Source organism: Rhizobium sp. SVR5-2C (genome assembly GCF_056755115.1).
In genome coordinates, this window is sequence record NZ_JBNDHT010000099.1 from 1 (window position 1) to 26,342 (window position 26,342).

At 61.5% G+C, this 26,342-nt stretch carries 25 protein-coding genes and 1 pseudogene; 3 read left to right on the top strand and 23 right to left on the bottom strand.

The features are described 5' to 3' along the window. Positions 1–444 precede the first annotated feature (444 nt). The 11 genes and pseudogenes from ACPYOI_RS24175 to ACPYOI_RS24225 form a co-directional block, all read right to left on the bottom strand. Positions 445–2,100: a GMC family oxidoreductase gene (locus ACPYOI_RS24175; protein WP_481423449.1), complete on the bottom strand. Its 1,656-nt coding sequence runs from the start codon at positions 2,098–2,100 to the stop codon at positions 445–447. Positions 2,101–2,114: 14 nt separating this feature from the next. Further along, positions 2,115–2,891, bottom strand: coding sequence for a 3-ketoacyl-ACP reductase (locus ACPYOI_RS24180; protein WP_481417971.1), 777 nt, complete (start codon positions 2,889–2,891; stop codon positions 2,115–2,117). After that, complete coding sequence (locus ACPYOI_RS24185) at positions 2,891–4,393, bottom strand: GMC oxidoreductase (protein ID WP_481417972.1); 1,503 nt, start codon at positions 4,391–4,393, stop codon at positions 2,891–2,893. The genes ACPYOI_RS24180 and ACPYOI_RS24185 overlap by 1 nt, the downstream gene beginning before the upstream one ends. 33 nt (positions 4,394–4,426) lie before the next feature. Further along, the gene (locus ACPYOI_RS24190) at positions 4,427–5,935 is read right to left on the bottom strand and encodes an aldehyde dehydrogenase family protein (protein ID WP_481417973.1); all 1,509 of its coding nucleotides are present in this window, start codon (positions 5,933–5,935) and stop codon (positions 4,427–4,429) included. Next, positions 5,935–6,438, bottom strand: a pseudogene (locus ACPYOI_RS24195) (enoyl-CoA hydratase/isomerase family protein); the annotation flags it as partial. The pseudogene ACPYOI_RS24195 and the gene ACPYOI_RS24190, both read right to left, overlap by 1 nt. Positions 6,439–6,493: 55 nt before the next feature. Beyond that, on the bottom strand, positions 6,494–7,495 hold the full coding sequence (locus tag ACPYOI_RS24200; RefSeq protein ID WP_481423450.1) for a Gfo/Idh/MocA family protein: 1,002 nt from the start codon (positions 7,493–7,495) through the stop codon (positions 6,494–6,496). Then, positions 7,477–8,529: a LacI family DNA-binding transcriptional regulator gene (locus ACPYOI_RS24205; RefSeq protein ID WP_481417975.1), complete on the bottom strand. Its 1,053-nt coding sequence runs from the start codon at positions 8,527–8,529 to the stop codon at positions 7,477–7,479. Before ACPYOI_RS24205 ends, ACPYOI_RS24200 begins: the two co-directional genes overlap by 19 nt. 422 nt (positions 8,530–8,951) lie before the next feature. Further along, positions 8,952–9,269, bottom strand: a complete 318-nt coding sequence (locus ACPYOI_RS24210; protein WP_481417976.1) for a hypothetical protein — start codon at positions 9,267–9,269, stop codon at positions 8,952–8,954. Between the two features lie 107 nt (positions 9,270–9,376). Then, entirely contained in the window at positions 9,377–9,799 is a 423-nt protein-coding gene (locus ACPYOI_RS24215; RefSeq protein ID WP_481417977.1) for a secondary thiamine-phosphate synthase enzyme YjbQ, read from the bottom strand. A 12-nt stretch (positions 9,800–9,811) separates the two neighbouring features. After that, positions 9,812–10,165 (bottom strand): DUF1428 domain-containing protein, encoded by a 354-nt coding sequence (locus tag ACPYOI_RS24220; protein ID WP_481417978.1) that lies wholly within the window; start codon positions 10,163–10,165, stop codon positions 9,812–9,814. 110 nt (positions 10,166–10,275) lie between these two features. Continuing rightward, positions 10,276–11,499 carry an MFS transporter gene (locus ACPYOI_RS24225; RefSeq protein ID WP_481417979.1) on the bottom strand — a complete coding sequence of 408 codons (1,224 nt, stop codon included), beginning with the start codon at positions 11,497–11,499 and terminating at the stop codon, positions 10,276–10,278. A 353-nt stretch (positions 11,500–11,852) separates the two neighbouring features. On the opposite strand from ACPYOI_RS24225, the gene ACPYOI_RS24230 reads away from it, so the two are divergent. From ACPYOI_RS24230 to ACPYOI_RS24240, 3 genes are all read left to right on the top strand, one after another. Continuing rightward, positions 11,853–12,851 carry an ABC transporter substrate-binding protein gene (locus tag ACPYOI_RS24230; RefSeq protein WP_481417980.1) on the top strand — a complete coding sequence of 333 codons (999 nt, stop codon included), beginning with the start codon at positions 11,853–11,855 and terminating at the stop codon, positions 12,849–12,851. A gap of 119 nt (positions 12,852–12,970) precedes the next feature. Continuing rightward, positions 12,971–13,858, top strand: a complete 888-nt coding sequence (locus ACPYOI_RS24235) for an ABC transporter permease (RefSeq protein WP_481417981.1) — start codon at positions 12,971–12,973, stop codon at positions 13,856–13,858. Further along, positions 13,851–14,882, top strand: coding sequence for a quaternary amine ABC transporter ATP-binding protein (locus tag ACPYOI_RS24240; RefSeq protein ID WP_481417982.1), 1,032 nt, complete (start codon positions 13,851–13,853; stop codon positions 14,880–14,882). The genes ACPYOI_RS24235 and ACPYOI_RS24240 overlap by 8 nt, the downstream gene beginning before the upstream one ends. Here the strand turns inward: ACPYOI_RS24240 and ACPYOI_RS24245 are convergent. The 12 genes from ACPYOI_RS24245 to ACPYOI_RS24300 all read right to left on the bottom strand — a co-directional run bounded on the left by ACPYOI_RS24245 (position 14,879) and on the right by ACPYOI_RS24300 (position 26,058). Then, on the bottom strand, positions 14,879–15,277 hold the full coding sequence (locus tag ACPYOI_RS24245) for a DUF427 domain-containing protein (protein WP_168830566.1): 399 nt from the start codon (positions 15,275–15,277) through the stop codon (positions 14,879–14,881). The genes ACPYOI_RS24240 and ACPYOI_RS24245 overlap by 4 nt on opposite strands. Before the next feature lie 90 nt (positions 15,278–15,367). Next, positions 15,368–16,258, bottom strand: a complete 891-nt coding sequence (locus ACPYOI_RS24250; RefSeq protein ID WP_481417983.1) for a DMT family transporter — start codon at positions 16,256–16,258, stop codon at positions 15,368–15,370. 71 nt (positions 16,259–16,329) lie between these two features. Continuing rightward, positions 16,330–17,136, bottom strand: a complete 807-nt coding sequence (locus ACPYOI_RS24255; protein ID WP_481417984.1) for an AraC family transcriptional regulator — start codon at positions 17,134–17,136, stop codon at positions 16,330–16,332. A gap of 69 nt (positions 17,137–17,205) precedes the next feature. Further along, complete coding sequence (locus ACPYOI_RS24260; RefSeq protein WP_481417985.1) at positions 17,206–18,003, bottom strand: APH(3') family aminoglycoside O-phosphotransferase; 798 nt, start codon at positions 18,001–18,003, stop codon at positions 17,206–17,208. Between the two features lie 109 nt (positions 18,004–18,112). Continuing rightward, on the bottom strand, positions 18,113–18,274 hold the full coding sequence (locus ACPYOI_RS24265; protein ID WP_481417986.1) for a hypothetical protein: 162 nt from the start codon (positions 18,272–18,274) through the stop codon (positions 18,113–18,115). Positions 18,275–18,363: 89 nt separating this feature from the next. Then, positions 18,364–19,464 (bottom strand): DUF930 domain-containing protein, encoded by a 1,101-nt coding sequence (locus ACPYOI_RS24270; RefSeq protein WP_481418003.1) that lies wholly within the window; start codon positions 19,462–19,464, stop codon positions 18,364–18,366. A gap of 153 nt (positions 19,465–19,617) precedes the next feature. Then, the gene (locus tag ACPYOI_RS24275; protein ID WP_168830562.1) at positions 19,618–19,911 is read right to left on the bottom strand and encodes a GYD domain-containing protein; all 294 of its coding nucleotides are present in this window, start codon (positions 19,909–19,911) and stop codon (positions 19,618–19,620) included. 216 nt (positions 19,912–20,127) lie between these two features. After that, positions 20,128–22,182, bottom strand: a complete 2,055-nt coding sequence (rpoD, locus tag ACPYOI_RS24280; protein WP_168830561.1) for an RNA polymerase sigma factor RpoD — start codon at positions 22,180–22,182, stop codon at positions 20,128–20,130. Positions 22,183–22,640: 458 nt separating this feature from the next. Further along, a complete protein-coding gene (locus ACPYOI_RS24285) occupies positions 22,641–22,988 on the bottom strand; it encodes a GFA family protein (protein WP_481417987.1) in 348 nt (115 codons plus the stop codon). A 13-nt stretch (positions 22,989–23,001) separates the two neighbouring features. Beyond that, positions 23,002–24,039 (bottom strand): L-threonine 3-dehydrogenase, encoded by a 1,038-nt coding sequence (gene tdh, locus ACPYOI_RS24290; RefSeq protein ID WP_481417988.1) that lies wholly within the window; start codon positions 24,037–24,039, stop codon positions 23,002–23,004. A gap of 194 nt (positions 24,040–24,233) precedes the next feature. Next, on the bottom strand, positions 24,234–25,421 hold the full coding sequence (locus tag ACPYOI_RS24295) for a glycine C-acetyltransferase (protein ID WP_481417989.1): 1,188 nt from the start codon (positions 25,419–25,421) through the stop codon (positions 24,234–24,236). Between the two features lie 154 nt (positions 25,422–25,575). Next, the gene (locus tag ACPYOI_RS24300) at positions 25,576–26,058 is read right to left on the bottom strand and encodes an NUDIX hydrolase (protein WP_481417990.1); all 483 of its coding nucleotides are present in this window, start codon (positions 26,056–26,058) and stop codon (positions 25,576–25,578) included. Positions 26,059–26,342: the final 284 nt, after the last annotated feature.

Sequence of the window (26,342 nt, forward strand, 5' to 3'; positions counted from 1 at the left end):
CCGCAATACCGATCCACATTGTCCATGGCGAACGACGCTCGGTGGTCGGCGTCGTACGCAGATCGGGGCCGGGTCGATTGAAATCATTTGTCATAGTAGTCCTCCTGTACACTCTGAAACTACCAAGTGCATAAAAGGTTCCATACAATGCTACGAAGCGAGACCTCGGATCCGAGAGCAGCCCGATTCGCAAGGTCAGTATACCATCTGCCCTTCTCCTCCCCACCACAAAAAAGGAGAAATTCCACAGTAGAAGGATGATTAATGTCAGCATCGCTACTGCGACGGCATCCGCCTGCAATGTTTCCGGCTCCGGCGGTAGCGTATAATTTCAAGAACCGAAGCCCGTGGAGAAAAGCATGTCCGATCAGTGGCCGATGTTCATCCTGCAATCGATCGTCATTTTCGGCCTTGTCGGGGCGCTCTTCATTCGCGCCTGACGCTTTACTGAACCTCCGCCCTTGCTCTTGGCCGCGTATCGTTGCGCTCCCACGAGAAGATGGCGCGTGGCAAGGGCTCACGCCCGCGGATGATATCCGCTCCTTTTTCGCCGACCATGATCGTCGGTCCGTTGGTATTACATGAAGGAACACGCGGCATCACGGAGCTGTCGCACACACGCAGCCCTTCCAGTCCCCTCACCTTCAGGTCGAGCCCGACAACCGCCGCGCCATCCGTGCCCATCTTGCAGGTCCCGACCGGATGGTGGTCTGTCTTGGCATTGGCGCAGCCATAGTCGAAAAGCTGCTCGTCGGTGACGACGCCGGTTCCCGGAAGCCTTTCTTCCAGCACATAGGGTTTCAACGCCGCTTGCTGCATGATCTCGCGCGCGATCTTCAGGCCTTCGAGCGACATTGCCCGGTCATGCGGGTCGCTCCAGTAATTCGGATCGATCAGCGGCCCCGCTGCCGGATCGGCGGAGGAGAGGCGAACGGTGCCGCGCGAGCGGGGATGCAGATAGGCGGAGTTCAACGTCACCCCAGCGTTCTTCAGTCTGGCAACGCCCGCCTCGATGCCGGAGCCGAGGCCGAGATGGAACTGGATATCGGGCGAACGCGCATTCGGATCCGCATACCAGAAGCCGCCGGTCTCAAACAGCGAGGATGCCACGGGCCCCGAGCGGAAGAGCACATATTGTAGCCCTGCCCAGAGCGTGCGGTGCAGCTTGGCGACGCCGTCATAGGTGTGGTCGCCGGTGCATTCGGAGATGACGAAGAGATCGAGGTGATCCTGCAGATTGCCGCCGACGCCGGGCAGATCATGCTTCACCGCCACGCCCACCGCTCTCAGATGGTCCGCGGGCCCGATGCCGGATTGCAGGAGCAGCTTCGGCGAGCCGATCGCGCCGGCGGAAACAAGCACTTCGCGCTCGGCCCGGATGGTCTCGGTGCCATTTCGGCCGACAACTTCGACGCCGACGGCCTTTCTGCCTTCGAGCACGATCCTCGTCACGCGCGCATTCATCCGGATGGTAAGGTTCTTCCGATCCCTGATCGGCGACAGATAGCCAAGCGAGGCCGACGAACGGCGGCGGTTGCGCTGCGTCAGCTGGTAGAAGCCGACGCCGGCCTGCTGACGGCCGTTGAAATCGTGATTATAGGGAATGCCCAGCTCCTGGCCGGCCCGGATATAGGCGTCGCAGATCGGCAGCGCGGAAACCGGCATCGAGACGCCGAGTGGTCCACCATAGGCGTGGTAGTCATCGGCAAAACGCTGGTTGTCTTCGGCACGTTTGAAATAGGGCAAAACCGAGCGATAGTCCCAGCCCTCACAGCCGTCCTCGCTTGCCCAGAGGTCGTAGTCGGCCGCATTGCCGCGTGTATAAAGCTGCGCATTGATCGACGAGCCCCCGCCGATCACCTTGGCCTGCGTATAGCGAAGCACCCTGCCCTTCATATGCTTCTGCGGCGCCGTCTCCCAGCCCCAGCTGGCGACACCCTTCGTCATTTTCGCAAAGCCGGCCGGCATGTGGAACAGTGGGTTCCAATCGCTGCCGCCCGCTTCCAGAAGCAGCACCTTGACCTCCGGGTCCTCGCTCAGCCGGTTGGCGAGCACGCAGCCGGCAGGTCCGCCACCGGTAATGATGTAGTCATATGCCATCTCAACTCCCCCGCTCAAAGGCGGCCAATCGAAAGCCCGCCGCCCGCCTCGATTACCGAGCCCGTGGCGAAGGCGAAAATCCCGGATGCAAGCGCGGCGACAATCATACCGATGTCCTGGGCCTCCCCCCAACGTTTCATCGGCACCAGCCCAGCTGCGATCAACACATCGTATTTCTCAGAAAACTTCTCCGCCATCGCCGTGCGGATGATGCCCGGCCGCACTTCGAAGACGCCGATGCCGCTGTCCGCAAGCCGCACCGCCAGGCCCTTGGTGAAAGCCGAAAGGCCGGCCTTGCTGATGCAATAGTCAAGGCGCTCCGGGGAAGTCAGTCCCGACGACACGGAGGTGATGTTGATGATCGAGCGGCTTGCTTGCTCTTTCGCGCTCGTTAGCATCGCCTTGGCGACGGCCTGCGTGAAGAAGATCGTTCCGCGCAGATTGGTGTCGAGCACCGTGTCGAAATTCTCCGGCTTCAGCTCGAGGAAGTCGCCGCGGACCACCGAGCCGACGCCGGCATTGTTCACCAGGCAATCGATTCCGCCGAATTTTTGCAGCACTTGCTCGACGGTTGCGGCATGCCCGCCGGTATCGGCCAGATCCGACTTCAGATAGACGGCCTCAGCCCCGGCCGTGTGCAATGTCTCGATCACCTGATCGACCGGCTCGGCATCCTCTATTCCGGTGATCGCGATATCATGTCCCGCCTTCGCCAGCGCCTCGGCGATCGCCAGTCCGATGCCGCGTCTCCCGCCGGTGACAAGTGCGACCGGCCGTCTTTCGCCCGCCATCACGCCAGCTCCTTCTGCAGGATATGATCCCCAACGCGCAGCGCCTGTGCCGCCACCGTCAGCGCCGGGTTGACCGCAGCCGACGTCGGCAGATAACTCGCGTCGACGACGAAGAGGTTCGGGTGGTCGAAGGCGCGGCACCAGATGTCGAGCGGCGCGGTCGCCGGATCATTGCCGATCCGTACCGTGCCGCATTGATGCGACGGCGTCCGCTTGTCGAAGGCACGCGAGAGCACCAGCGGGAAGCCGGCTGCCTTCAGGGCCTGCTTCAGCTTCTTCACCAGCATCAGGTGCGCCGGCCAGTTCGTGCGCACCCACTGCAGCAGAATGCGCTCGTCCTTGACCATGATGCGGCTTTCCGGATGCGGAATGTCCTCGCTCATCGCGTAGAAATCGATCGCATGCGCCGAGAGCTGGTTCAGCATCCATTCCGGCACCGAAGGCATGTTCCCCTTGAGAATCGCGCCCGAGACGCGGCCGAGCAGTTGGACGTTGCCGAGCGGCGGGCCGCCCTCACCGTCCGAGAGGTAATAATCGTTGAAGCCGAATGTCTTCTGATAGATCGAAGTATTCCGAAAGGTCGGCGAGACGGCGATCACGGCGCTCGAATTGTGATTCATGAAATTGCGGCCGACCTGATCCGAGCTGTTGGCGAGCCCGTTCGAATTCCTGTCATCGGCCGAGCGCAGCAACAGCACGGCGGATTGCACCGCGCCCGCGGAAAGGATCACCAGTTTCGGGGATACCGCTTCCTCGGCGCCATTCCTCCGGTAGTAAACCGTCTCGATCCGCCTGCCATCCGGCGCCGCTTGCAGCCGCGTCACCGGCGATCCGGTCTGCAGGCGTACATTCGGATGCTGTAGCGCCAATGCGAGGCCGATCGTCTCGGCATCCATCTTGCCGTCGAAGCTGTTGGGATGGGCGTCCCATGGCGTCTTTGCCTTGGCGAGCCACCGCTCGATATCGATGCCGAGCGGCAGCGAATAGGGATGCAAGCCGTTCCGCTTCATGCGTTCGCGGACAAGGGCGATCGGCGGCTCGTCAGGCACCGGCGGAAAGGCATAGCCTTGGGAATGCGCCGGTTCGGTGGGATCTTCGCCTGTCTGCCCGCGCACCTGATAAAGCTGCTCCGCGTGGCTATACCATGGCTCCAGCTCCTCATAGGGAAACGGCCAGGCTGGCGAGACGCCCTCCAGGTGCTGCATCTCGGCGAAATCCTCGCGACGGTAGCGCACCATGACCGCGCCGAAGAATTTCGAGTTGCCGCCGACATTGTAGTAGTTGCCGGGATTGAACGGCTTGCCGTCCATCTCGTACCAGAATTCCTTGGGCCGAAAGTGGCCGCGCTGGAAGATCGCGCGCTGGTCGCGGTTTTCGGGCCGGTCCTCGATATGACCGCCTGTCTCGAGGATGAGAATGTCGGCGCCCGAGGGCGCCAATGCGGAAGCGATGGTCGCCCCGCCGATTCCAGAACCGATAATGACGATATCCGGCTGCTTCACTACGCGATCCTCCCAGAACGCAATGCCTGCAGCTTAGCGCGGCATCCACCAGCCCGTGCGGGCGCCGATATGCATGTTGAGCGTCTTGGTCTCCGTATAGTCCTCCACCGCATGTCGCCCCAGTTCGCGGCCGAGGCCGGATTGGCGATAGCCGCCGAAGGGCAGTTCCGCCGCGCCATCCATGAAGGTGTTCATCCAGATCGTGCCCGCCCGCACCTTGCGCCCGATCGTCAGGCAGGTGTCGAAGTCGCGGCTCCAGACGCCGGCGGAGAGGCCATATTCCACTGCATTGGCGATGCGGATCGCCTCGTCCACCGTCTCGAAGGTCAACACCGAAAGGACTGGCCCGAAGACTTCCTCGCACGCAACGGCCATGTTCGGCTTGACGCCGGAAAGGATCGTCGGCGCCATGTACTGGCCGAAACCGAAATCGATATGGCTGCCGCCGAGCGCGATATTCGCGCCGCTGCCTGCCGCCGCGGAAACATAACCCTGAACCTTTTCGAGGTGCTGCGGCGTGATGATCGCGCCCACCTGCGTCGACGGATCGAGCGGATCGCCGACCCTGACCTTCTGCGACAGGGCCGCCACCCGAGCGGTGACCTCCTCGGCGATGTCGCGATGCAGGATCAGTCGCGATCCGGCATTGCAGCATTCGCCCGCGTTGAAATAGGCACCGAAGACGGCTGCATCGATGAAGGCATCGAGATCGGCATCCGGGAAGACGATCTGTGGGTTCTTGCCGCCAAGCTCCAGCGACACCTTCTTCAAGGTCTTCGAGGCGTTCTCCATCGTCAGCCGTCCGACACCGGTCGAACCGGTGAAGGAGACCATGTCGACGTCCGGATGGCCGGTCATCGTCGGGCCGACGGCAGCGCCGGTGCCGACGATGATGTTAACGACACCCGCCGGAACACCCGCCTCCATCAGGATCTCGCCAAGCACGAGCGTCGAGCCAGACGTGAGCTCCGACGGCTTGACCACCGCCGTGCAACCCGCCGCAAGCGCGAAAGGCAGTTTCTGGCTGACGATCAGGAACGGGAAGTTCCAAGGGGTGATGATCGAGACGACGCCGACCGCCTCCCGCAGCACGACGCCGAGCGTTCCATCGCCCAGCGTATTGTAACTCTCTCCATGCAGATCGCGGGCCAGTGCTGCCGCATAGCGCCAGATATCGGCGGCTCCCGCGATCTCGCCCTTCACCTGCGTGATCGGTTTGCCCGCCTCGATCGCATCAAGATAAGCGAGTTCATCGGCGCGCGCGGCGATCATGTCCGCCGCCTTGAGCAAAATGCCGGAGCGCTCGGAAGCCGTCATGCGCGGCCAGGGACCGTCATCGAAGGCCTTGCGGGCGGCTGCAATCGCCTTGACCGCATCATCCTTCGTCGCCGCCTTGTAGCGGCTGACGGCAACGCCATGGCTCGGCGCCACGCGCTCGATCGTGCCCGCCTCAACCCCCTCCACCCATTTGCCATCGATCAGCATGCTGAACTCGCGGACCTTCGCGTCCGCCAGCTTCTGTGGCTTCACCAGTACCGTCATCACCATTCTCCCTTGAATTGTGCCGGGCGCTTTTCGGCGAATGCCGCAACGCCCTCTTTGAGATCGCCGGTCTTTGCCGCCAGGATGGACCCCAGCGCCTCAACCGCGGCGCCATTGTCCTCGCCATTGGCCGATGCGATCAGAAGCTTCGAAATCTCCAGCGCCGCCGGGCCGCGCTGCGCGATGCGCGCCGCATAGTCCTTCGCCGCCGCAAGCGAGGTGCCGGTTTCGACCACGGCATCGACAATGCCGTTCGCCCTCGCCTCCTCCGCCGAAAACATCTCGCCGCCGAGCACCATGCGGCGAACGATCTGCGCGCCGAAGCGCTTGACCAGCCGCTGCGTGCCCGACCAGCCGGGGATCATGCCAAGGCCCGTTTCCGGCAGGCCGATCCTGATCTGCGTTTCGGCGATGCGGATATCCGCAGCACCCGCCAGTTCCGGACCGCCGCCCAGCGCGTGGCCGTTCAGCGCCGCAATCAGCGGCATGCGCAGCGTCGCCATCGCGCCATCCGGGATCAGAGCAGCTGCTTCTGCCGGTGTGATGTGCTTGTTCATTTCAAAGTCCCGGTTCGATCTTGACCGACTTGCCGGTCCTTGCGGCTTCGACGACCGCAAGGCCGGTCGCGAGCGACCAGACGCCGTCCTCCCCCGTCGCGGACGGCTTGCCCTTCCCGGCAACGGCATCGTGGAACGCCTGCAGTACCACCTCGTAGAGGTTGGTGCTTTCGAGTTGGAGCTCGGTCTCGCCTTCCGCATTCCGTAGAGTCACGCTGCCGACCGGACGCTGAGTCATGACGTTGCGGGCGACGATCGATCCGTCGGTGCCATGCACCTCCAGCCCGGTCTCGGCGTATTTCGTGGTGAAGCCGTCATGGAACTGGGCGATCACGCCGGATTTGAAGCGCAGCACGCCCATGACGGCGTCCTCCAGGCCGGCCTTGCCCATGCCGCCGCTCTGGCCGAAGGCGATCGCCTCCACGGGATCGTCGCCGAGCACGAAACGCAGCGTATCGGCATCGTGCACGGTAATATCGAGAATGACGCCGCCACCCGCTTCCGGCCGGTCGAGCCGCCACCCCTGCAGATGCGGCGGCAGATAGACCGCATGGAAGACGCGGGCGCCGAGCGGCGTGCCGATCTTGCCGGCGGCAATCGCGTCGCGTATCGCCCGATGCGTGGCGGCATTGCGCAGGTGATGGTTCGTCGCCAACACCACGCCCGCATCGCTGGCAGCCTTCACCATGGCCTTCACGTCGGCCAGACTCATGGCCAGCGGCTTCTCGCACAGCACATGCTTGCCCGCCTGGATGGCCGCCAGCGTCTGATCGCGATGAAGCTCGTTCGTGGTCGATATATAGACGGCCTCGACGTCAGGATCATTGACGAGATCGGCAACGCTCGTCACCGATTTCGCAATCCCGTTCTCGGCCGCATAAGCCTTGCCGCGCGCCGCATCCGTGCTCATCACGGAGACAACCTCGCCCCCGGCTGCGCGGATCGCGCCGATCACCCACTCTCTCGCAATCGTACTTGCGCCGATCAAACCCCACTTTGCCATCGCACTCCTCCTTGAATGCCTGCGCCGGAGCTTTCGCGAACGACGAGACGCACGCTGCTGATCAGCGTCTCCGGCTCGGTCGTCCCCGAATTGATCTGCTTCAGAAGCAGCTGCGCCGTCCGCCGGCCCATGCCTTGCGGATCGACGGAAACGGTCGTCAGCGCAGGGACCGCCGTTTTTGCCTCGATGACGTCGTCGAAACCGACGACAGCGAAATCGGCGCCCGGCTCCATCCGCCTGCTTCGAAGGCCGTCACAGACGCCGAAGGCGACCGCGTCATTGAAACAGACCGCAGCTGTCGGCGGGTCAGCAAGCCGCATCGCCCGCTCTATCGCATCAACGCCGCCTGCCCGCGACGGTGCCGCGTCGACTGCCAGATCCTCGTCGAAATGCAGGCCCGCCCTGCTCAACGCATCGCGATACCCCGCAAGGCGCTCGTGAAACACCGCGGTATCCGGAAAACCGCCCAGAAAGGCGATGCGGCGATGGCCAAGCTCGGCAAGATGCCGAACGGAAGCCGCCGCTCCCGCATGATTATCCGAAGTCAGCGACGAAACCCGCGCACCGGGAACATTGCGAACCGCCACTACCACCGGAATCCCGGCCTGGGCGAGCGCCCGGAAATCGGCAGCTTCGGTGCCGCGTGCCGGCGAGATGATGAGCCCGGAGATCCCGTGTTCGCGCATTGAGGCTATGACCTCACGCTGCCGGTCGATGTTCTCGCCTGTATTGGCGAGAAATTGCACGTAACCAGCCGATTGCATGACGCTGTCGATACCGACAGCGAGTTCGGCAAAGAAACTATTGGTGAGGTCGTTCACCACCATGCCGACGATCTTCGACTTGGCATTTGCCTGTCTCAGATTGGCGGCGCTGCGGTTATAGACATAGCCGAGCTCGCGGATCGCGGAATTCACCTTCGCCCGCGTGCCGTCGTTGACGAGCGAGCTTCCCTGCAGAACGAGTGACACAGTCGACTTCGAAACGCCCGCAGCGTTCGCAATGTCGATCACGGTCACCCGCTCCCTTCCCATGGCGCTCCTCCTCCAAAAGAACGATCAAAATTTATTGGAACGTTCCAAGTATGTCAAGCAAATTAGCTGAAAATGATGGACTACGGCCCTAAGCTGCGGGAGCATACTATTGGAACGGTCCAACAGCCATTGAAATGTGGGCTCGCATGGCGGACCTGTGACGGCCATTAAATTCAACCTTTGACGCAAAGGCGTACCGGAATGGACGAAAGTGAACTTTGCAGCCGTACTCTACGGTACTAGAGACATCGGCGTCGCTTCCGTTTTTCCCCGAAGCGGCGCGAACTCCAGCCTCGCTTACGCGAGGCTTTTTTCTTTTCGCCGCCCGCCTCCTGACAATAAAAAACCGCCCTTGCCATGATCCGAGGAGAAGTGGCAAAGGCGGTTCTTGCGCCATGTCCGAAGACCGGCGGTCTGCTATTCTAGCGGCGGATCAACGGGCAACCGTGCACGTTTGCGAAGGACACCCGGTCCCAGCCACGGCGGGCACGGCCTTCAACGACGACACGACGGGGTGTGACGTTAACGACCTGCACGTCGCGCAGGCCGGACCAGCGAGCCGCACGAAGAGCCTCTCTCGGCGAGCAACCACCCCGCATCGGCGGCGGCGGGCGATGATACTGAACGTCGACAATAACGCCGCGCTCCGGGCTTGCGGCTGCAGCGCTCGACACGGTGGCCGGAATAGAAGCAATGGCAAGCAATGCCGCAAGTGACGCTTTGGCAATAAGATTGGTCATTCAGGGTTTCCTTAGTTTCAATGTGTGCACGAACCGTCCCGTCGGGGATGACTCGACACTAGACGGCTAAAGCTGAATGATGTTCGAATTGCGCATTCAGCCTCGGTTCAGGCGCTGAGATGCAGCAGGATCTCGCGACTGTGAGGACGGTCGCGATGCTCGAAAAGGTAGAGGCCCTGCCAGGTGCCGAGCGCCAGCCTGCCGCTCGTAACGGGTATGCCGATTGAAACCTGCGTCAGCGCCGCCTTGATGTGGGCGGGCATATCGTCTGGTCCCTCTGCCGTATGGACGATCCAGCGCATCGACGGGTCCGATGACGGCGGCACGAGCCGACGGAAAAAGGCGTTGAGGTCCGTCTGCACGTCGGGATCGGCATTCTCCTGGATCAGCAGCGAGCAGGAGGTGTGGCGCACAAAAACAGTAAGCAGACCTTCGTCGGCGCCGCAGGCGCGGACGAAGGCCGCCGCTTGGTCGGTGAATTCATAAAGGCCCTGGCCGCGGGTCGAGATGGAGATAATCCTCTGGGGCATGGGCCTCCTCTGTCAAAGTTCAACGATTGTTTGAAAGCCGCCGTAGATCATGCGCTTGCCGTCGAAAATCGTCTTCCATTCTTCGCCCTTCAGCCGCGGATCGGCCATGACCTTGGCGAGAATGTCGTCGCGCTCTTTTCGCGAAGGATAGGTTACCCACGCGAAGACGACCGTCTCGTCGTCCGTAGCCTGAACGGCGCGCGGGAAGGATGTGAGTTCGCCATAGGGCACGTCGTCAGCGACGCACTCGACATATTTGAGTGCGCCGTACTCCTTCCAGATCGAGCCCGCGAAGGCTGAGAATTCCTTGTAGGCATCCACCTTGTTCTTCGGGACCGCTACGATGAAACCGTCGACATAAGTCATTTTGCATTCTCCCAATTTGCTGTTGGCGCTTCAAGGACGAATGACGGGCGCGAGGCCCGACAGCCTCGACGATAACATAGGCGTGATCCGGCGTTTTTCAGCCGCAGGGGCTAGCCCTGAAGCGTCCTGACCTTGGCGAGATCGGGGAAAAGACGCGTCCACATCAATACGACGGCAATGGTGCCGACGCCGCCGATGATGCCGGCGACGACAGGTCCCATGAAGCCCGCCAGCATGCCGGATTCAAACTCGCCGAGCTGATTGGACGTACCGATGAAGAGCGAATTGACCGCATTTACGCGGCCGCGCATCTCATCCGGCGTCAAAAGCTGGACGAGCGAGCTGCGCACCACGACGCTGACGGTATCGGATGCCCCGACGACGAACAGCGCGCAAACGGACAGCGCGATATTGGTGGAGAGCGAAAAGACGATCGTCGCCACGCCGAAGACCGCGACGGCAGCGAGCATCTTGATTCCGACATGGCTCCTCAGCGGCCGCCGCGCCAGCATGATCGACATGGCGAGGGCACCGATCGCCGGTGCGGCGCGCAGCAATCCCAACCCCCAAGGACCGGCATGCAGGATATCCCGCGCAAACATCGGCAGCAGCGCGGTGGCGCCGCCGAGCAGCACGGCAAAGAGATCGAGCGAGATCGTCCCGAGCACGACCGGACGGCTCCGGATAAACGAGACGCCGGCAAATACCGACGTCAGCGTCACCGGCTCGCGTTTAGCAGGCGTCCACTGCATGCGGATCGAAATCACATTGAAGCTGGCAACGGCAAAGAGCACGGCAGCAACGGCAAAGGGTGCGACCGGATGGACGCCGTAAAGCAGGCCGCCGAGCGACGGACCGACGATGAATGCCGTCTGCTGCATCGAGGTAGTCGTGGCGACCGCCCGCTGCAGCATCGATCCGGGCACGATGTTCGGCAGCAGTGCTGCCATGGTCGGCCGCTCGAAGGCGGTGGTGGCGCCCAGGATCGTGACGGCAACGAGAATACCCGCCGGCGTCAGCCACTGCTGCCAGGTAGCGATCGCAAGCAACAGCGAGGTCGCTGCCTCGATCAGTTGGCAGACAAGGCCGATGCGGCGGCGGTCGAAACGATCGGCGACGTGGCCGACGACGAAGGTCAGCACAACCATCGGCAGGAACTGGCAGAGGCCCACGAGCGCCAGCGCAAACGCGCTGTGCGTCTGGTCGTAGATCATCCAGCCCATCGCGATCGCGACGCATTGGAATGAAAGGGAGGAGAAAACGCGAGAAGCCGCGAAATTGAGGTAACCGGGATGACGAAGAACGCTACCCGGCAGCGCTTGAACAGTATCCATTTGAACACTTCCGGCCGGCGGAACCCGCTGAGCCATTTATAGGATTTTTATAAGTGTCTGTTCTGCCTGGATGGCTGGCTTGTCAACCAATGGCGGAAAATTTAATCATTGCCACTGAAAGAAAAATCACCGCGCCTGCGGCTTGCGCTCGAGCAAATGGGCGCGGGCGCCTCTGTGGCAGGCAGTGCCGCAAGCAATTTCAGCAATCATTGAAAGAAAGCGTCAATGCGCCATTTTCTGACGCAATCGGGATGGCGCATGGCGGATGAAAGCAGGCTCAATAGGCTTGCTGGCGGACGCGGTGCCGCAGGCGCCCGGGTTCACGTTACACCGCGACCAGAGGGAACAAGAAAATGAAAGTACTTTTGGCTTCCACCGTCCTTGCCGCCGGCCTGCTCGGTCTTGGAGGCGCGGCTTCGGCCGCCGAATGCGGCAATGTCACCATCGCGAGCATGAACTGGCAATCTGCCGAAGTTGCAGCCAATCTCGACAAGGTCATCCTCGAGGAAGGCTACGGCTGTACAGCCGAGATCGTCAGCGGCGATACGGTGCCGACGCTGACCTCAATGGCTGAAAAGGGCGAGCCGGATATCGCGCCGGAAGCCTGGGTGAGCCTGCAGCCGGAACTCGTCAAGCGCGGCCTGGAAGGCGGCAAGGTCGTGGCGGCCGCCAAGATCCTCTCCGACGGCGCCATCCAGGGCTGGTGGATTCCGAAGTACATCGCCGAAGCCCATCCCGACATCAAGACGATCCCGGATCTGTTCAAGCATCCGGAACTCTTCCCGGCTCCGGAAGACAAGAGCAAGGGCGCCGTCTTCAACGGCCCGCAGGGCTGGGGTGGCACAGTCGTGACCACGCAGCTCTTCAAGGCGAACGGCGGCGACAAGGCGAATTTTACTCTGGTTGACACCGGCTCGGCAGCCGGCCTTGATGGCTCGATCGCCAAGGCATACGAAGGCAAGCAGGCCTGGGTGGGCTATTATTGGGCTCCGACTTCCCTGCTCGGCAAGTACGAGATGGTGAAGCTCGGCTATGGCGTTGACTATGATGCGGCGGAATGGAAGCGCTGCACCTCCATTGCCGATTGCCCCGATCCGAAGCCGAACGCTTGGCCTGCGGACGACGTTCAGACGCTGGTGAGCAAGACCTTTGCCGATCGCGCGGGCCCGGCCATGGACTATCTCAACAAGCGCGCGTGGACGAACGACACGGTCAACAAGCTCATTGCCTGGATGACCGACAATCAGGCAACCGGCGAAGATGGCGCCAAACACTTCCTCAAGGAAAACGAAGCCCAGTGGAAGGAATGGGTCTCTCCGGAAGTTGCCGAGAAGATCAAGGCCTCACTCTGATCCCTCATGATCTGGAGGCAGGCGGCGCCTTGACATTGAGGCACCGTCAGCCTGATCCTTTTGCGCGACGGCCATGAGAAGACGATGGCCGCCGCTGCTTTTGCCATGGGGAACTCGACATGGACTGGCTCTGGAAATTTCCAACGATGGATGCCGATACGCTGCGTATCTTGAAAAAGAACGTGGACGAAGGCTTTCGCGCTTTCACCCGCGCTTACGGCGATAGCATCGAATCCTTCTTCAGCCCGCTTCAAAGCTTTCTGATCTGGGCTGAAAGGCTGCTCACCGGAATGCCCTGGCCGCTGGTGATCCTGATTATTGCCGGCCTCGCCTGGCTTGCAAGCCGCAACTGGAAGATCGTTGCAAGCTGTATCGTGACGCTTCTCCTGATCGGCTGGTTCGACATGTGGGAAGACACTATGAAGACCGTTTCCATGATCTTCGTCTGCACTGTGCTTTCGATCGCCATCGGGATCCCGATCGGCATCGGCATGTCGCGCTCCAACCGACTGCAGAGCATCGTCAATCCGGTGCTCGACGTCATGCAGACCATGCCGAGCTTCGTCTATCTGATCCCCGTCGTCATGCTGCTCGGCATCGGCCGCGTACCGGGGGTGATTGCCGTCGTCATCTACGCGTTGCCGCCGATGATCCGTCTCACCAATCTCGGCATCCGCCTGGTGGACAAGGACGTGCTCGAAGCGGCCGACGCCTTCGGCTCATCGAGCTGGCAGAAACTGTGCAACGTCCAGCTGCCGCTTGCACTGCCGACCATCATGGCCGGCATCAACCAGACCATCATGATGGCGCTCGCCATGGTCGTCATCGCCTCGATGATCGGCGTCCAGGGCCTCGGCCAGCCGGTGCTCAAGGCCATCGCCAACCAGTACTTCACGCTCGGCGTCTTCAACGGTCTCGCCATTGTCGGCATCGCAATCATCTTCGACCGCATCAGCCAGGCCTATGGTCTGAGGCTGCAGAAGCACCGGGAAGTCGTGCATGGCTAGTCAATCGATCGAAATACGCAATCTCTACAAGATCTTCGGTCCGCGCGGCCGCGATTTTGTCGAGGCGGTCTCCAAGGGCATGTCGAAGACCGAGCTCAACAAGGAGCACGGGCACGTCCTCGGCCTCAAGGACATCAACATCTCGATTCCCGGCGGCAGCATCACCGTCATCATGGGGCTTTCCGGCTCGGGCAAGTCGACCCTGATCCGCCACATCAACCGGTTGATCGACCCGACCGCGGGCGAAGTGCTCTACGGCGGCACCGATGTCTGCAAGATGAACGAGGACGGGCTTCGCGAATTCCGCCGCCGCAGGACGGCGATGGTGTTCCAGAAATTCTGCTTGCTACCGCATCGCAACGTGCTGCAGAACACTGTCTACGGGCTCGAGGTCCAGGGCGTTCCGAAAGCGGAACGCGAAGACCGCGCCAATGTCTGGATCAAGCGCGTCGGGCTCGACGGATTTGGCGGCCACTACCCGAACCAGCTTTCAGGCGGCATGCAACAGCGCGTCGGCCTTGCCCGCGCACTCACCAACGATGCAGAGATCCTGTTGATGGACGAGGCCTATTCGGCCCTCGATCCCCTGATCCGCGTCGACATGCAGACCGTGCTGCTCAACCTGCAGAAAGAGCTGAAGAAGACCGTGGTCTTCATCACCCATGATCTCGATGAAGCATTGCGGCTTGGCGACAAGATCGCCATCCTGCGCGACGGCGAGGTCATCCAGCAGGGAAGCGCCGCCGATATCGTGCTCAACCCGGCAAACGACTACATCGAGGCCTTCGTGAAGGAAGTGAACCGCAGCCGTGTCATCCGGATCGAAGCACTGATGGAGCCATTGAGCAATCCTGCAAGCGAGACCGTCATCCGCATCCCCGGCCAATTGACCGTCGAGGAAGGCATGCGGATAATGACGGAAAGCAACGTGAACCACGCGACCGTCACCAGCGGCGATGGCCTCCCCGCCGGCCGGGTCTCGCTGGAAGGTCTCGTGCGCTGTCTGGTCGGAGCGGAGCGTTAGAACTGGCCGGCCTCGGGCGCCTGCAACTCCTCGATCGAATCCACCCGATCGGGATAGAAGGCCATGTGGTCCTTTATCTCGCGGACGGCGTCGTTCGGCGCCTCATAGGTCCAGATCGCATTCTTGGAGCGCTCTCCGCCCGGCACGATACTGTAATAGGACGCGTCGCCCTTATAGGGACAGCGGGTCGAATGATCGGTGCGCGCGAGCAGCGACATGTCGACGTCCTTGCGCGGAATATACTGCACCGGCGGATAGGAAGCCTCACATAACGTCAGCGCATCGTGCGTATCCGCAATGACCCAGCCGTCGAGCTTGACGACGACGCGGGCTGGATTGTGTTCGATGGTGATTGGATGATCGGGCCCGGGAATCTTGATCGGCTTGTCTGACATGACGTCCGCCTCCGCAAACTTGTCTGCCTCGTACATAGGGCCGTACTAGAGGCTTCCCAAGGGCGGCCGTCGACGTTTTGAACGTGCCAGTCACGCGCGCCGCACGCGGACAAGCGCGGAAAACCCGAGCCCCAGGACGGCGGTGAGCACGCAGGCGATTCCAAGAAGCTGGTTGAGGCGGACGTCTTCGCCAAGCAGAACGAAAGCGAGGATGACGGCGGAGACCGGTGCGATCGCGGTGAACAGAGACGCCTCGCTGCCGCTGACGCGCTCGGAGCCCGCATACCATAGAATGAACCCGCCGACGGTCGGCACGAGCGCATAATAAAGAACGGCGATCAGCGCCGCGGGTGAGAATCCGCTTGCGGCATGGTTTTCGAACAGGGCCGCAATGCCCGCGACGGCCAAACCGATGCCCGTCATCAGCGCCGACTGCGTCAGCGGCGGTATCTCGGTTTGCATGCGCTTGTTGAGGAGGATGAACAGCCCTTCGCAGAAGACCGCCCCAAGGATCAGCGCATTGCCGGCCAGTGAGCCGCCCGCCAATGCGCCGGGCGTTGCGGCGATCGAGAAAACGCCAGAGGCGGCAAGCGCGATCGCAGCCAGCAAAAAGCGATGCGGCCTCTCGCCGAGAATGAGGATCGAGATCGCCGCCGAGACGACCGGCAGCGTACCGATGATGACGCCGGCGTTTGCCGCCGACGTCAGTCGAAGGCCCGAGATCAGCAGCGTCGTGTAGCCGACGCTGCCAGCCCCTGCCTGCGTCAGGAGGATCAACCAGTCGTGGCGGGACAGTCTTGGCAGCCGGGACCGGGTAAGATGCATCAAAAGGAGGAAGAAAGGGAAAGCCATGGCGAAACGCAGCGCCGTTGCCGTAAACGGCGGAAGACCCGACGCGATGACCTTGCTTGCGATGACCGTGCTGCCCACCGTGATCATCGCCAGCGTCAGATAGATGTAGCCTTGAAATGGTCTCGTCATTGCCCTCTCCGTTTTGGTGGACGAAGAGAACCGCGAAGCCAGAGAAACATCTTGAACGAAATTGCAGGCCGTCAGACCAATGCTCTCGCGTAGGTGCGCGGCGACAGACCGTATCTGGCGACGAAGACGCGTGTCATGTGGCTCTGGTCTGCAAACCCGCTGGCGAAGGCAGCCTCGGCAAGCGGCGTCCCGGAAGCGATCAGGCGGCGAGCCAAGTGGATCCGGGATTGGATGACATAGGCGTGCGGCGTCATTCCCGTTGCTTTTGCGAAGCTACGCAGGACCTGAAATCGGCTGAGTCCGCTTTCCCGCGCGAGATCGGCAAGCGAGAGCTTGGCGAGGGGATCATCGTCGATCAGAATTTTTGCCTTGGCGACAGCCCCCGGAGCCGTTCGCGCGGTCTCCGGCATCGGCTGCTCCCGCATGACGTCCGCGACCAGCGCGAGGAGTCGCTCCTCGCGCGCGAGATCGTCCTGCGCGGGTCCGCCGGTGACGGCAGCAAAGAGGCTGGCGAAGCGCCCCGCTAAGGCAACATTGTGGATGACCGGCTGCGGGATTTCGGAGCGCATCGCCCTGCCCTCACCGATATCGTTCGTGAGGTCACCGATGACGGCCGGGTCGAAGTAGAGGATGCGCCACGACCGCCCCTCGCCGATCGGCGCGCCGTCATGGACTTCATTCGGGTTGACGGTGATGAGGTCACCGGCTTGCGCCTCGACCATGCCACGCCCGCTCAGCGACCTCTGAGCTCCAGCGAAAATCAGGCCAATGCCGAATTGCTCATGGGTATGCCGCGGGAAGCTGTGCCGCGTCCGCGCCTCGACCGCTTCGATCCCGGCTATCGCCGAGCGAAGCATCCTGAATTGGCTCGTTGCCATGCCTACTCCGGGCTACGATCAACGCCAGCCACTGTGCCAGCAGCACAGGCTATCTGCAATCACCGGAAGTCAGAAGAACTCGTCAAGGAGCTGGTAATAATCAAGCCGCGCCGGATCGATATCCGCCATTCCGTAGGCATCGAGGAAGGGCCGAACCAAAGCGGCGCCGAGATTGAACTGGATGCTGCGGCAGGCAAGCGCGATGTCCTGATAGCGGTCGGCAACGCCGAGACGGCTGCAGTCGATATAGCCGGAAAAGCCGCCATTCAGCGCGATGAAGTTCGGCAGACAGGCATCGCCATGCGCCACCACAAGATCCTCGCCGCCAGGCCTCATATTCTCGAGATCGGCAAAGAGCGCTGCCGCGCCCCTGCCCATCCGCACCGCATCGAAGTCCATCTCGTCGACGACGCCGGCCTCCATGCGCGCCTTCGCGACCGCGATGCGCCTTTCCAGCCGATGATCGAAAGAGCAGAGACGGACATCAAGGCGATGCAGTTCGACAAGCGCAGCCGCCGTGATCTCGACGCGCTTCAAGGGGGAAAGCGCAGAATTGCTCGCGAGGTCGCAGCCCGGCAGCGCCGTCATCAGCAACCAGTTCCTCGCTCCATCGGCTGTCTGGGCGACGACATCGGGACAGGCAAGGCCCATGGACTTCAGCCAGCCAAGCCGGGCCGCTTCGTCGCTGAGCTCGGAAAAAGGACCTGCTTTTTCGACCTTCAGGTAAAGCGTCGTACGGCCGTCCGCCTCCAGCCTGAAGACATTTGCGGCGGAACGGCCCATCGCATCGCGCAGCAGCCGATAGCCGGAAAGATGTGCGGCAATTGCCAGCGGCATCCCTTCGCGCTCAGGAAGCCAATCGTTCATGGAAAGTCCCCGAGCTCGCTGCGCAGCATCATGGGCTACCGCAATTCATCTCCGCGGACAATTGCGCAGCAAACGGGCGCTCTCGAAATTGAACGCCTGTCCGGTGATGTCAATGCAGCCTTTCAGGGCGGATTTCGTCGGAGAGGATTTTCAAGGCATCTTCGAGTGCGGCGACAAGAATATCGGTCAGCTCGTCACCCTTGTTTTCGAGAAACGCGTGCCTCGCGGCCTCATCTTGCATTTCGAAGAAGCGGTCAATGTCGATCGACATCTCCTGGTCCTTTCAGTCATCGGAACATTCTGCGATGAAAGCGGACTACAGGGGCTCACTTGCGCAAGGCTGACGCAGCACGCCGCCTGTCAGTATTCCGGAAAGCCGCGGGCCCGCCATTGGCTGGGCGGGATCGGATCGCCGACGTCAACGGCGAACGAGACAACCTTGGTGACGCCCTCGTCCACCTCGCAGCGGTATTGAACGTCATACCAGCCGTCGCGCGTGCGAAAAGCGCCGCGGCGGATATCAAGCACCGTGCCGCGCGGCAGAGCATAATTGGGGACCATCACCGGACTGTAGGCAGGCGAGCTGTGAATAAGCTGCTCGCGAAGCTCCGTGCTGCAAAGTTGGGCGGCCCGCCTGCCCCGCGGCAGGTTGCCCATTGCGGTCCGGGCGATCGGATCATCCGTTTCGTTCTGCGAGAACAGCGTTTTGGCTTCTTTCAGCTCACTCGGCTTTTCAGCCTTCGCCATCTCCGTCTGCTTGGTCTTCGGTTTTTCAGACGGCTTCGCGTGTTCGAGCGCGACCTTCGCCTCATCTTGCGCGCCAGCCGCAGGACCGTCCTTCGGCGTGTCGATATTGGCGACATCCACCTGCGGCAAGTCAACGTCCTCCGGTACGGGATTTGCCGGCGGCTTGTCGGTAACGGGCGGCTTTGCCGCAGCCGTCTCGACTGGCTTGGGCTCCTCGGGCTTCGGCTCATCGGGCGGCGTTACCGGCGGCTTGCCGGCCTCCGCCGCAGCATTGCCCGTGTCGGATTTCCGGGGGCCGGTATCCTTGTCGCCGAATTCGAAGACGGGCCTCAGAACAGGCATGGGTTGACCCTTCCCCTCCTTGCCGGAGAGGTCATTCTTCGCCTCGGATTTCGGCGCTTCAGGCGGCTTTTCTTCCGGCTTGGCCTCTGGTGGCGGAGGTGGCGGTGGCGCTGGCGGGGGTGCCGGCGCCTTTTCCGCCTTCTCCTCTATCTTTGGCATCTCTGGCGGCTTTTCAGCCGGCTTCTTCTCTTCCGGCTTTTTCTCTTCGGGCGGCGGCACCAGATCGACGTTTACGGTCTCTTCTTTGGGCGGTTCGGGCGGCCGGTCTGGTAATTTGACGAGGAAGAAGGCGACAACGGCGACGTGCAATGCAATCGAGGCTGCCACGCCCCAACTGATCTGCCCCCAGCGCTTTTTGACGATCTTCTGCATGCCCACGGATGATGCTCACGACAAGCTACCGATGTGGCCTTTTAAGAAGGCATCATCAAGCCATAAAACAAAAAAGTGCTTTCCGCGCGGCCGGTCGAGAGCCGCGCGGCGGATGGTCCATATCTTTTATTGTTCACGCGCCTGCGATTGCAACTAGCTGAGAGAGCCTATGATTTCACGATAGGCAGCCTCGGGGAATGCCTTCAGCGTCCGCGTACGAACATTGCCGCCCGTCGCAAGTTGCAGGGTAAACCGTGCCATCACGGCATCGTCCGGCGCCTCGCATACGGCGACCATGTCGTAGTCGCCCATCGTCAGAAAGAAGTTCTTGAAGGAGCCGCCCATATCGCCGAGCGCCTTCTTGGCCGCGTCCAGCCGTTTTGCCGAGTCGCGTGCAGTGCGAATGCCTTGATCTGTCCAGTTGATAAGCATGACATAAGTGGTCATTGCACACCTCCCCACGGAGGGTTTTGGTCCACGCAGGTATGTGGCGACCTTGCTCACGCGCTGCGGCCGGTCCCTTCCCCCGTGCGCAGACTATACCATTCCGGCCTGCGGAAAGCGAAGGAATGTGTGGAGCCCAAACGCGAAAGAGCCGGGACGAACCCGGCTCTTCAATCATCAAATCAGTCGCACGACGGCTGCCGCGCAGCCGGCACGTGCTTAGCTGTCCAGGAAGCTGCGAAGCTTTCTGGAGCGGCTCGGGTGCTTGAGCTTGCGCAGCGCCTTCGCTTCGATCTGGCGGATACGTTCGCGGGTGACCGAGAACTGCTGGCCGACTTCCTCGAGCGTGTGGTCCGTATTCATGCCGATGCCGAAGCGCATGCGCAGCACGCGCTCTTCGCGCGGCGTCAGCGAGGCGAGAACACGGGTCGTCGTCTCGCGCAGGTTCGCCTGGATCGCGGCGTCGATCGGCAGCAGCGCATTCTTGTCCTCGATGAAATCGCCGAGATGCGAATCTTCCTCGTCACCAACAGGGGTTTCGAGCGAGATCGGCTCCTTGGCGATCTTCAGGACCTTGCGGACCTTTTCGAGCGGCATGGCCAGCTTTTCCGCCAGTTCTTCCGGCGTCGGCTCGCGGCCGATCTCGTGCAGCATCTGGCGCGACGTGCGGACGATCTTGTTGATCGTCTCGATCATGTGCACCGGAATGCGGATCGTGCGGGCCTGGTCGGCAATCGAACGGGTGATCGCCTGACGGATCCACCAGGTCGCATAGGTCGAGAACTTGTAGCCGCGACGGTACTCGAACTTGTCGACCGCCTTCATCAGGCCGATGTTGCCTTCCTGAATGAGGTCGAGGAACTGCAGGCCTCGGTTCGTGTACTTCTTGGCGATGGAAATGACGAGGCGAAGGTTCGCTTCGACCATTTCCTTCTTGGCGATGCGCGCTTCGCGCTCGCCCTTCTGCACCATGTGCACGATACGGCGGAATTCCGAAATCGAGATGCCGGTTTCCGTCGCGAGGTTCTGGATCTCCTGGCGGATGTCGCGGATCGTCGTGTTTTCGCCCTTGGCGAATTCCTTCCAGCCGCGCGCCGCCAGATTGCCGATCGACTTCATCCAGTTCGGATCGAGCTCGGCACCCTGATACTGTTCCAGGAACGAGTCGCGCTTGACGCCGTAGGATTCAGCCAGACGCAGCAGGCGGCCTTCGTTCTGAACGAGGCGCTTGTTGATGTCGTAAAGCTGCTCGACGAGCGCTTCGATGCGGTTCTGGTTGAGCGACAGCGACTTGACCGCCTTGATCAGCTCGTCCTTCAGTTCCTTGTAGCGGCGCTCCTGCGCGGAAGACAGCGTGCCGGTGGCGGCAAGGCGCTGCTCGACCTGCTGGTCCTGCAGCTTGCGCAGCTTCTTGTAGGTCTCGGCGATAAGGTCGAGCGTTTCCATGACCTGCGGACGCAGTTCCGCTTCCATAGCGGCCAGCGACAGGTTGGATTCGTCCTCGTCCTCTTCTTCCTCTTCCACAGGCAAGCCTTCGCCGCCGACATCGGTGATGTCGTCGTCGCCGGAACGCGGGCGGCGCGTCCTTTCCTTTTCCTCGGCGGCCTTGCGGTCGGCCTCGATCTTCTCCGGGCTCTGGAACTGCGGCGCAGCCTTGGCTTCCGGACCGGAATAGGTCGTTTCGAGATCGATGATCTCGCGAAGCAGGGTCGTGCCCTCGTTCAGTTCGTCGCGCCAGATGATGAGCGCCTGGAAGGTGAGCGGGCTTTCGCAGAGGCCTGCGATCATCGTTTCGCGGCCGGCCTCGATACGCTTGGCGATGGCGATTTCGCCTTCGCGCGACAGAAGCTCGACGGAACCCATCTCGCGCAGATACATGCGCACCGGGTCGTCGGTACGATCGGTCGGCTCCTTCTTCTTGGCAGTCGCAAGTGCGGTGCCGCTGGAAGGTGCGAGTTCGCCGCCCTCGCTCTCCTCATCGCCGCCGGCGTCGTCGTCGTCGGTGCTGCCCTGGCCCGCCTCTTCGGCTTCCTCGTCTTCGATGACGTTGATGCCCATGTCGGACAGCATCGCCATCGTGTCTTCGATCTGCTCGGACGTCACTTCCTCGGACGGCAGGACGGCGTTCAGCTCGTCCATCGTCACATAGCCGCGCTTCTTCGCGGCCTTGATCATTTTCTTGACCGCGTCATCGGAAAGATCGAGAAGAGGGCCGTCGGATGCGCCGTCGCGTTCGACTTCCGCTTCTTCGTTCTCTTTGACCTTGGTTGCCATTTATATCGTCGCCTTCCTGACGCTATTCAAACTCGCTACGGTGAATGGCCCTCGAAGCCTGAGCGCGCAAACGCAAGCCTCGAATCACCTTTTTACCCACCTAACGGGATGACCTTTAAAGCCCGATTAACCACAATTGCCGGCCCAGAATGACAGAGCTTCCATGCATCGAAATCACCGGCCATGGTTATGTGCGATCCGCCCTGACCCAGTCCACCGCTTTCAAGTCGAACGGTGATTCCCACAATTTTTGTTCTCGTCAAGCTTTTCCACAAAAAAAGCCGTCAAAAACATGGAAAAAGCCTTATCCACAGGCTTGGAACCGCTCAAGCGATCGCTTCGCTTAGATAGGATGTCACCAGGAAAAGACAAGGGCGCAACGCCCTCGCCCCTCATATCGGTGTTGTCTGCGGCTTTATAGTGGCGGCCGCCACCTCTTCTGCAGGCGGCAGCATAACCTAGTGCGACAGTCCGTCGTAATGCGTCACCTTCAATGCCGCGAGATCGATGGCCGGAATGCAGCGGAGGTTGATTGACGCCATTGCCGTGCCGTCGGGAGCGTCGGCCTCGCCGAACGGTGCGATGCCACAATTCGAGCAGAAGTGATGCTTGATGACATGCTTGTTGAACGTATAGGTCGAGAGGTTCTCCTCAGGCGTTTTCAGCGTCAGCTTCGCGCGCGGCACGAAGCCTAGGAGACCGCCTCGACGCCGGCAAAGGGAGCAATTGCAGTCGAGAGCTTCCTTGAAATCGCCCTCCACCTCGAAAGCGACATTGCCGCAATGGCAGCTTCCCTCGTAAATCATCATCCTATCTCCCTCATATCCAATCCATCACGACCTTGCCGGAATTGCCCGAGCGCATCGCCTCAAAGCCATCCCGGAACTCATCGATCTTGATGCGGTGCGTGATGACCGGCGAGAGGTCGAGCCCGCCCTGCACGAAGGCGATCATCTTGTACCATGTCTCGAACATCTCGCGGCCATAGATGCCTTTCAGGTTCAGCATCTTGAAGATGACCTTGTTCCAGTCGATTTCGAAACCGGCCGGCGCAATGCCGAGAATGGCGATCTTGCCACCATTGTTCATCTTGTCGATCATGTCGCGAAAGGCCGGTGCCGCACCCGACATCTCCAGGCCGACATCGAAGCCCTCCGTCATGCCGATCGCCTTCATGACATCGGCCAGATTCTCCTTCGACGCGTCGACGACGTAATCGATGCCGAGTTTGCGCGCGAGGTCCAGCCGATGCGGGTTGATGTCGGTGATGACCACCTTGCGGGCGCCGGAGCGCTTGGCGACGAGCGCCCCCATGATACCGATCGGGCCCGCGCCGGTGACAAGCACGTCTTCACCGACGAGATCGAAGGAAAGCGCGGTATGCACCGCATTACCGAAGGGATCGAAGATCGCAGCGATCTCGTCGGGAATATCATCCGGGATCGGCACGACATTGCTCTCGGGGATGCAGAGGAATTCACCGAAGGAACCGGGGCGGTTGACGCCGACGCCCAGCGTGTTGCGGCAGAGATGGCCCCTTCCCGCTCTGCAGTTACGGCACTTGCCGCAGACGATATGGCCTTCGCCGGAGACCCGCTCGCCGACATGGTACTTGGTGACGGCCGAACCGATCTCGGCGATTTCGCCGCAGAATTCATGGCCGACGACCATCGGCACCGGAATGGTCTTCTGCGCCCACTGGTCCCAATTCCAGATGTGGACGTCCGTGCCGCAGATAGCGGACTTCTTTACGCGGATCAGCACGTCGTTCGGGCCGACCTCCGGAACCGGAACGTTCTCCATCCAGAGCCCGACTTCCGCCTTCGACTTGACCAGCGCCTTCATCATGTTCGACATCGTTTTTTCCTTGCTTGGCGCCCCGGCCTCATCTCCCTTCTCCCCTGGGGGAGAAGGTGCCCGAAGGGCGGATGAGGGGGCCGCAGACGTCCAAATTAATTGCTCGCCGCTTGCGCTTTGAGCCTTGCTTCGCTCGCCCCCTCATCTGTCCTTCCGGACATCTTCTCCCCGCTGGGGAGAAGGGGGAATTGTCTTCAAACAACACCAAGTTCGCGACCGGCCTCGGCAAAGGCTGCGATCGCGCGCTCGACATCCGCCGTGGAATGCGCAGCCGACATCTGGGTGCGGATGCGGGCCTGGCCCTTCGGCACGACCGGGAAGGAGAAGCCGATGACATAGACGCCCTTCTTCAACATCAGCGCCGCCATGTCCTGCGCCAGCTTGGCATCGCCAAGCATGACGGGGATGATCGGATGCCCCTCGCCCGCCAGCGTAAAGCCCAGCTTCGTCATCTCGGAGCGGAAAAGCGCTGCATTGGCGGAAAGCTTCTCGCGCAACACGTTGCCGTTTTCGATGAGGTCGAAGACCTTGAGCGAAGCGGCGGCAATGACCGGAGCGAGCGTGTTGGAGAAGAGATAAGGCCTCGAACGCTGGCGCAGCCAGTCGACGACTTCCGCCTTGGCCGAGGTATAGCCGCCGGAAGCGCCACCCAGCGCCTTGCCGAGCGTGCCCGTGATGATGTCGATTCGGCCTTCAACACCGCAATGTTCCGCCGAGCCACGCCCATGCTTGCCGACGAAGCCGACGGCATGGCTGTCGTCGACCATGACCATCGCGCCGTATTTCTCGGCGAGATCGCAGACGCCCTGCAGATTGGCGATGATGCCATCCATCGAGAAGACGCCGTCGGTGGCGACCATCTTGAAGCGGCTGCCCTCTGCCTTTTTCAGCTCTTCTTCGAGCGCCTTCATGTCATTGTTGGCGTAGCGGAAACGCTTGGCCTTCGAGAGCCGCACGCCGTCGATGATCGAGGCATGGTTGAGCGCATCGGAAATGATCGCATCCTCTTCGCCGAGCAGGGTCTCGAAGAGGCCGCCATTGGCATCGAAACAGGAGGAATAGAGAATCGTATCCTCCATGCCCAGAAACGATGAGATGCGCGCCTCGAGCTGCTTGTGCTCTTCCTGCGTACCGCAGATGAAGCGGACGGAGGCCATGCCGTAGCCATAGCGGTCGAGCGCCTTCTTGCCCGCTTCGGCCAACTCTTCGTTGTCGGCAAGGCCGAGATAGTTGTTGGCGCAGAAATTCAGCACCCGCTCACCGGAGGCGACTGCGATCTCGCCGGCCTGTTTCGAGGTGATGACGCGCTCGGACTTATAAAGTCCGGCGTCCTTCAGCGAGGCGAGTTCGGATGTCAGATGCGAAAGAAACGCTGATGTCATTGGAAACACCGTGTTCGAGAGATTGCTGTGATCGGCAATTAGTACATAACAGGCGGGGATTTCGCGAGAACGCTACGGAATATTTTTGAACCAGGCGACCCTCCGCCCCTTATGAGAAGGGCCGCAGTCACTCTGCTCGTCCTCTATGAAGCCTTCACATCGGATGGTCTGTCGACTGAAGTTGGTCGAGAAGCGCGCCAAGCATCGCCCGTTGCCCCTTGAGCAGCTTGATCTCGGCATCGGCAAGGGCAAACCAGCCAGCCCTGTCCACCTCTGGGAAAGACTGGATCCTCCCTGACTTTGGAGGCCATTCCATCTGAAACATCGAGCTCTTTATCGCGTCCACGTCCAATACCGGATCCGCCTCGACCGCCCAGACGGTCACGACCTTCCCGCCCGGCTGACGGTACTCTCCGAGATGGACGAACGTCCCCTCGATGGCGACGCCCAGTTCCTCCCGAGCCTCGCGGGTCGCGGCAGTCAACTCGTCCCCGCCCGGCTCCACGAGGCCTTTCGGAATGGACCAGGCGCCTTCATCCTTCTTCGCCCAAAAGGGGCCGCCGGGATGCACCAGAAGAATTTCCAGTTGGCTACTTGATCGGCGGTAAATGAGAAGCCCGGCGCTTCGAACCGGCATCGGCTGCTCCCAGGGTTGGTCCGGGTTCAAGGCACTCGTTGCAGATGCCGCAACCGTCCTCATCCATCGAAAGTCTCGAGCGCTGTCGCTGACAACATAGACAGACCATCGTGTCCCGCGAGGAGCTTTCTTCCCGCTCGGGTGGCAGGATCTCCATCCTCGGGTTTGAAGAAAAGTCAGCCGTCAGCTCGCCCATCTCGATGCTCCGCACAAGTACCGCAACTGAGATAGGAGCGGCAACCGGGGGCGGCAAGTCTGACGGCCGGGATGGACACCGTTATTGC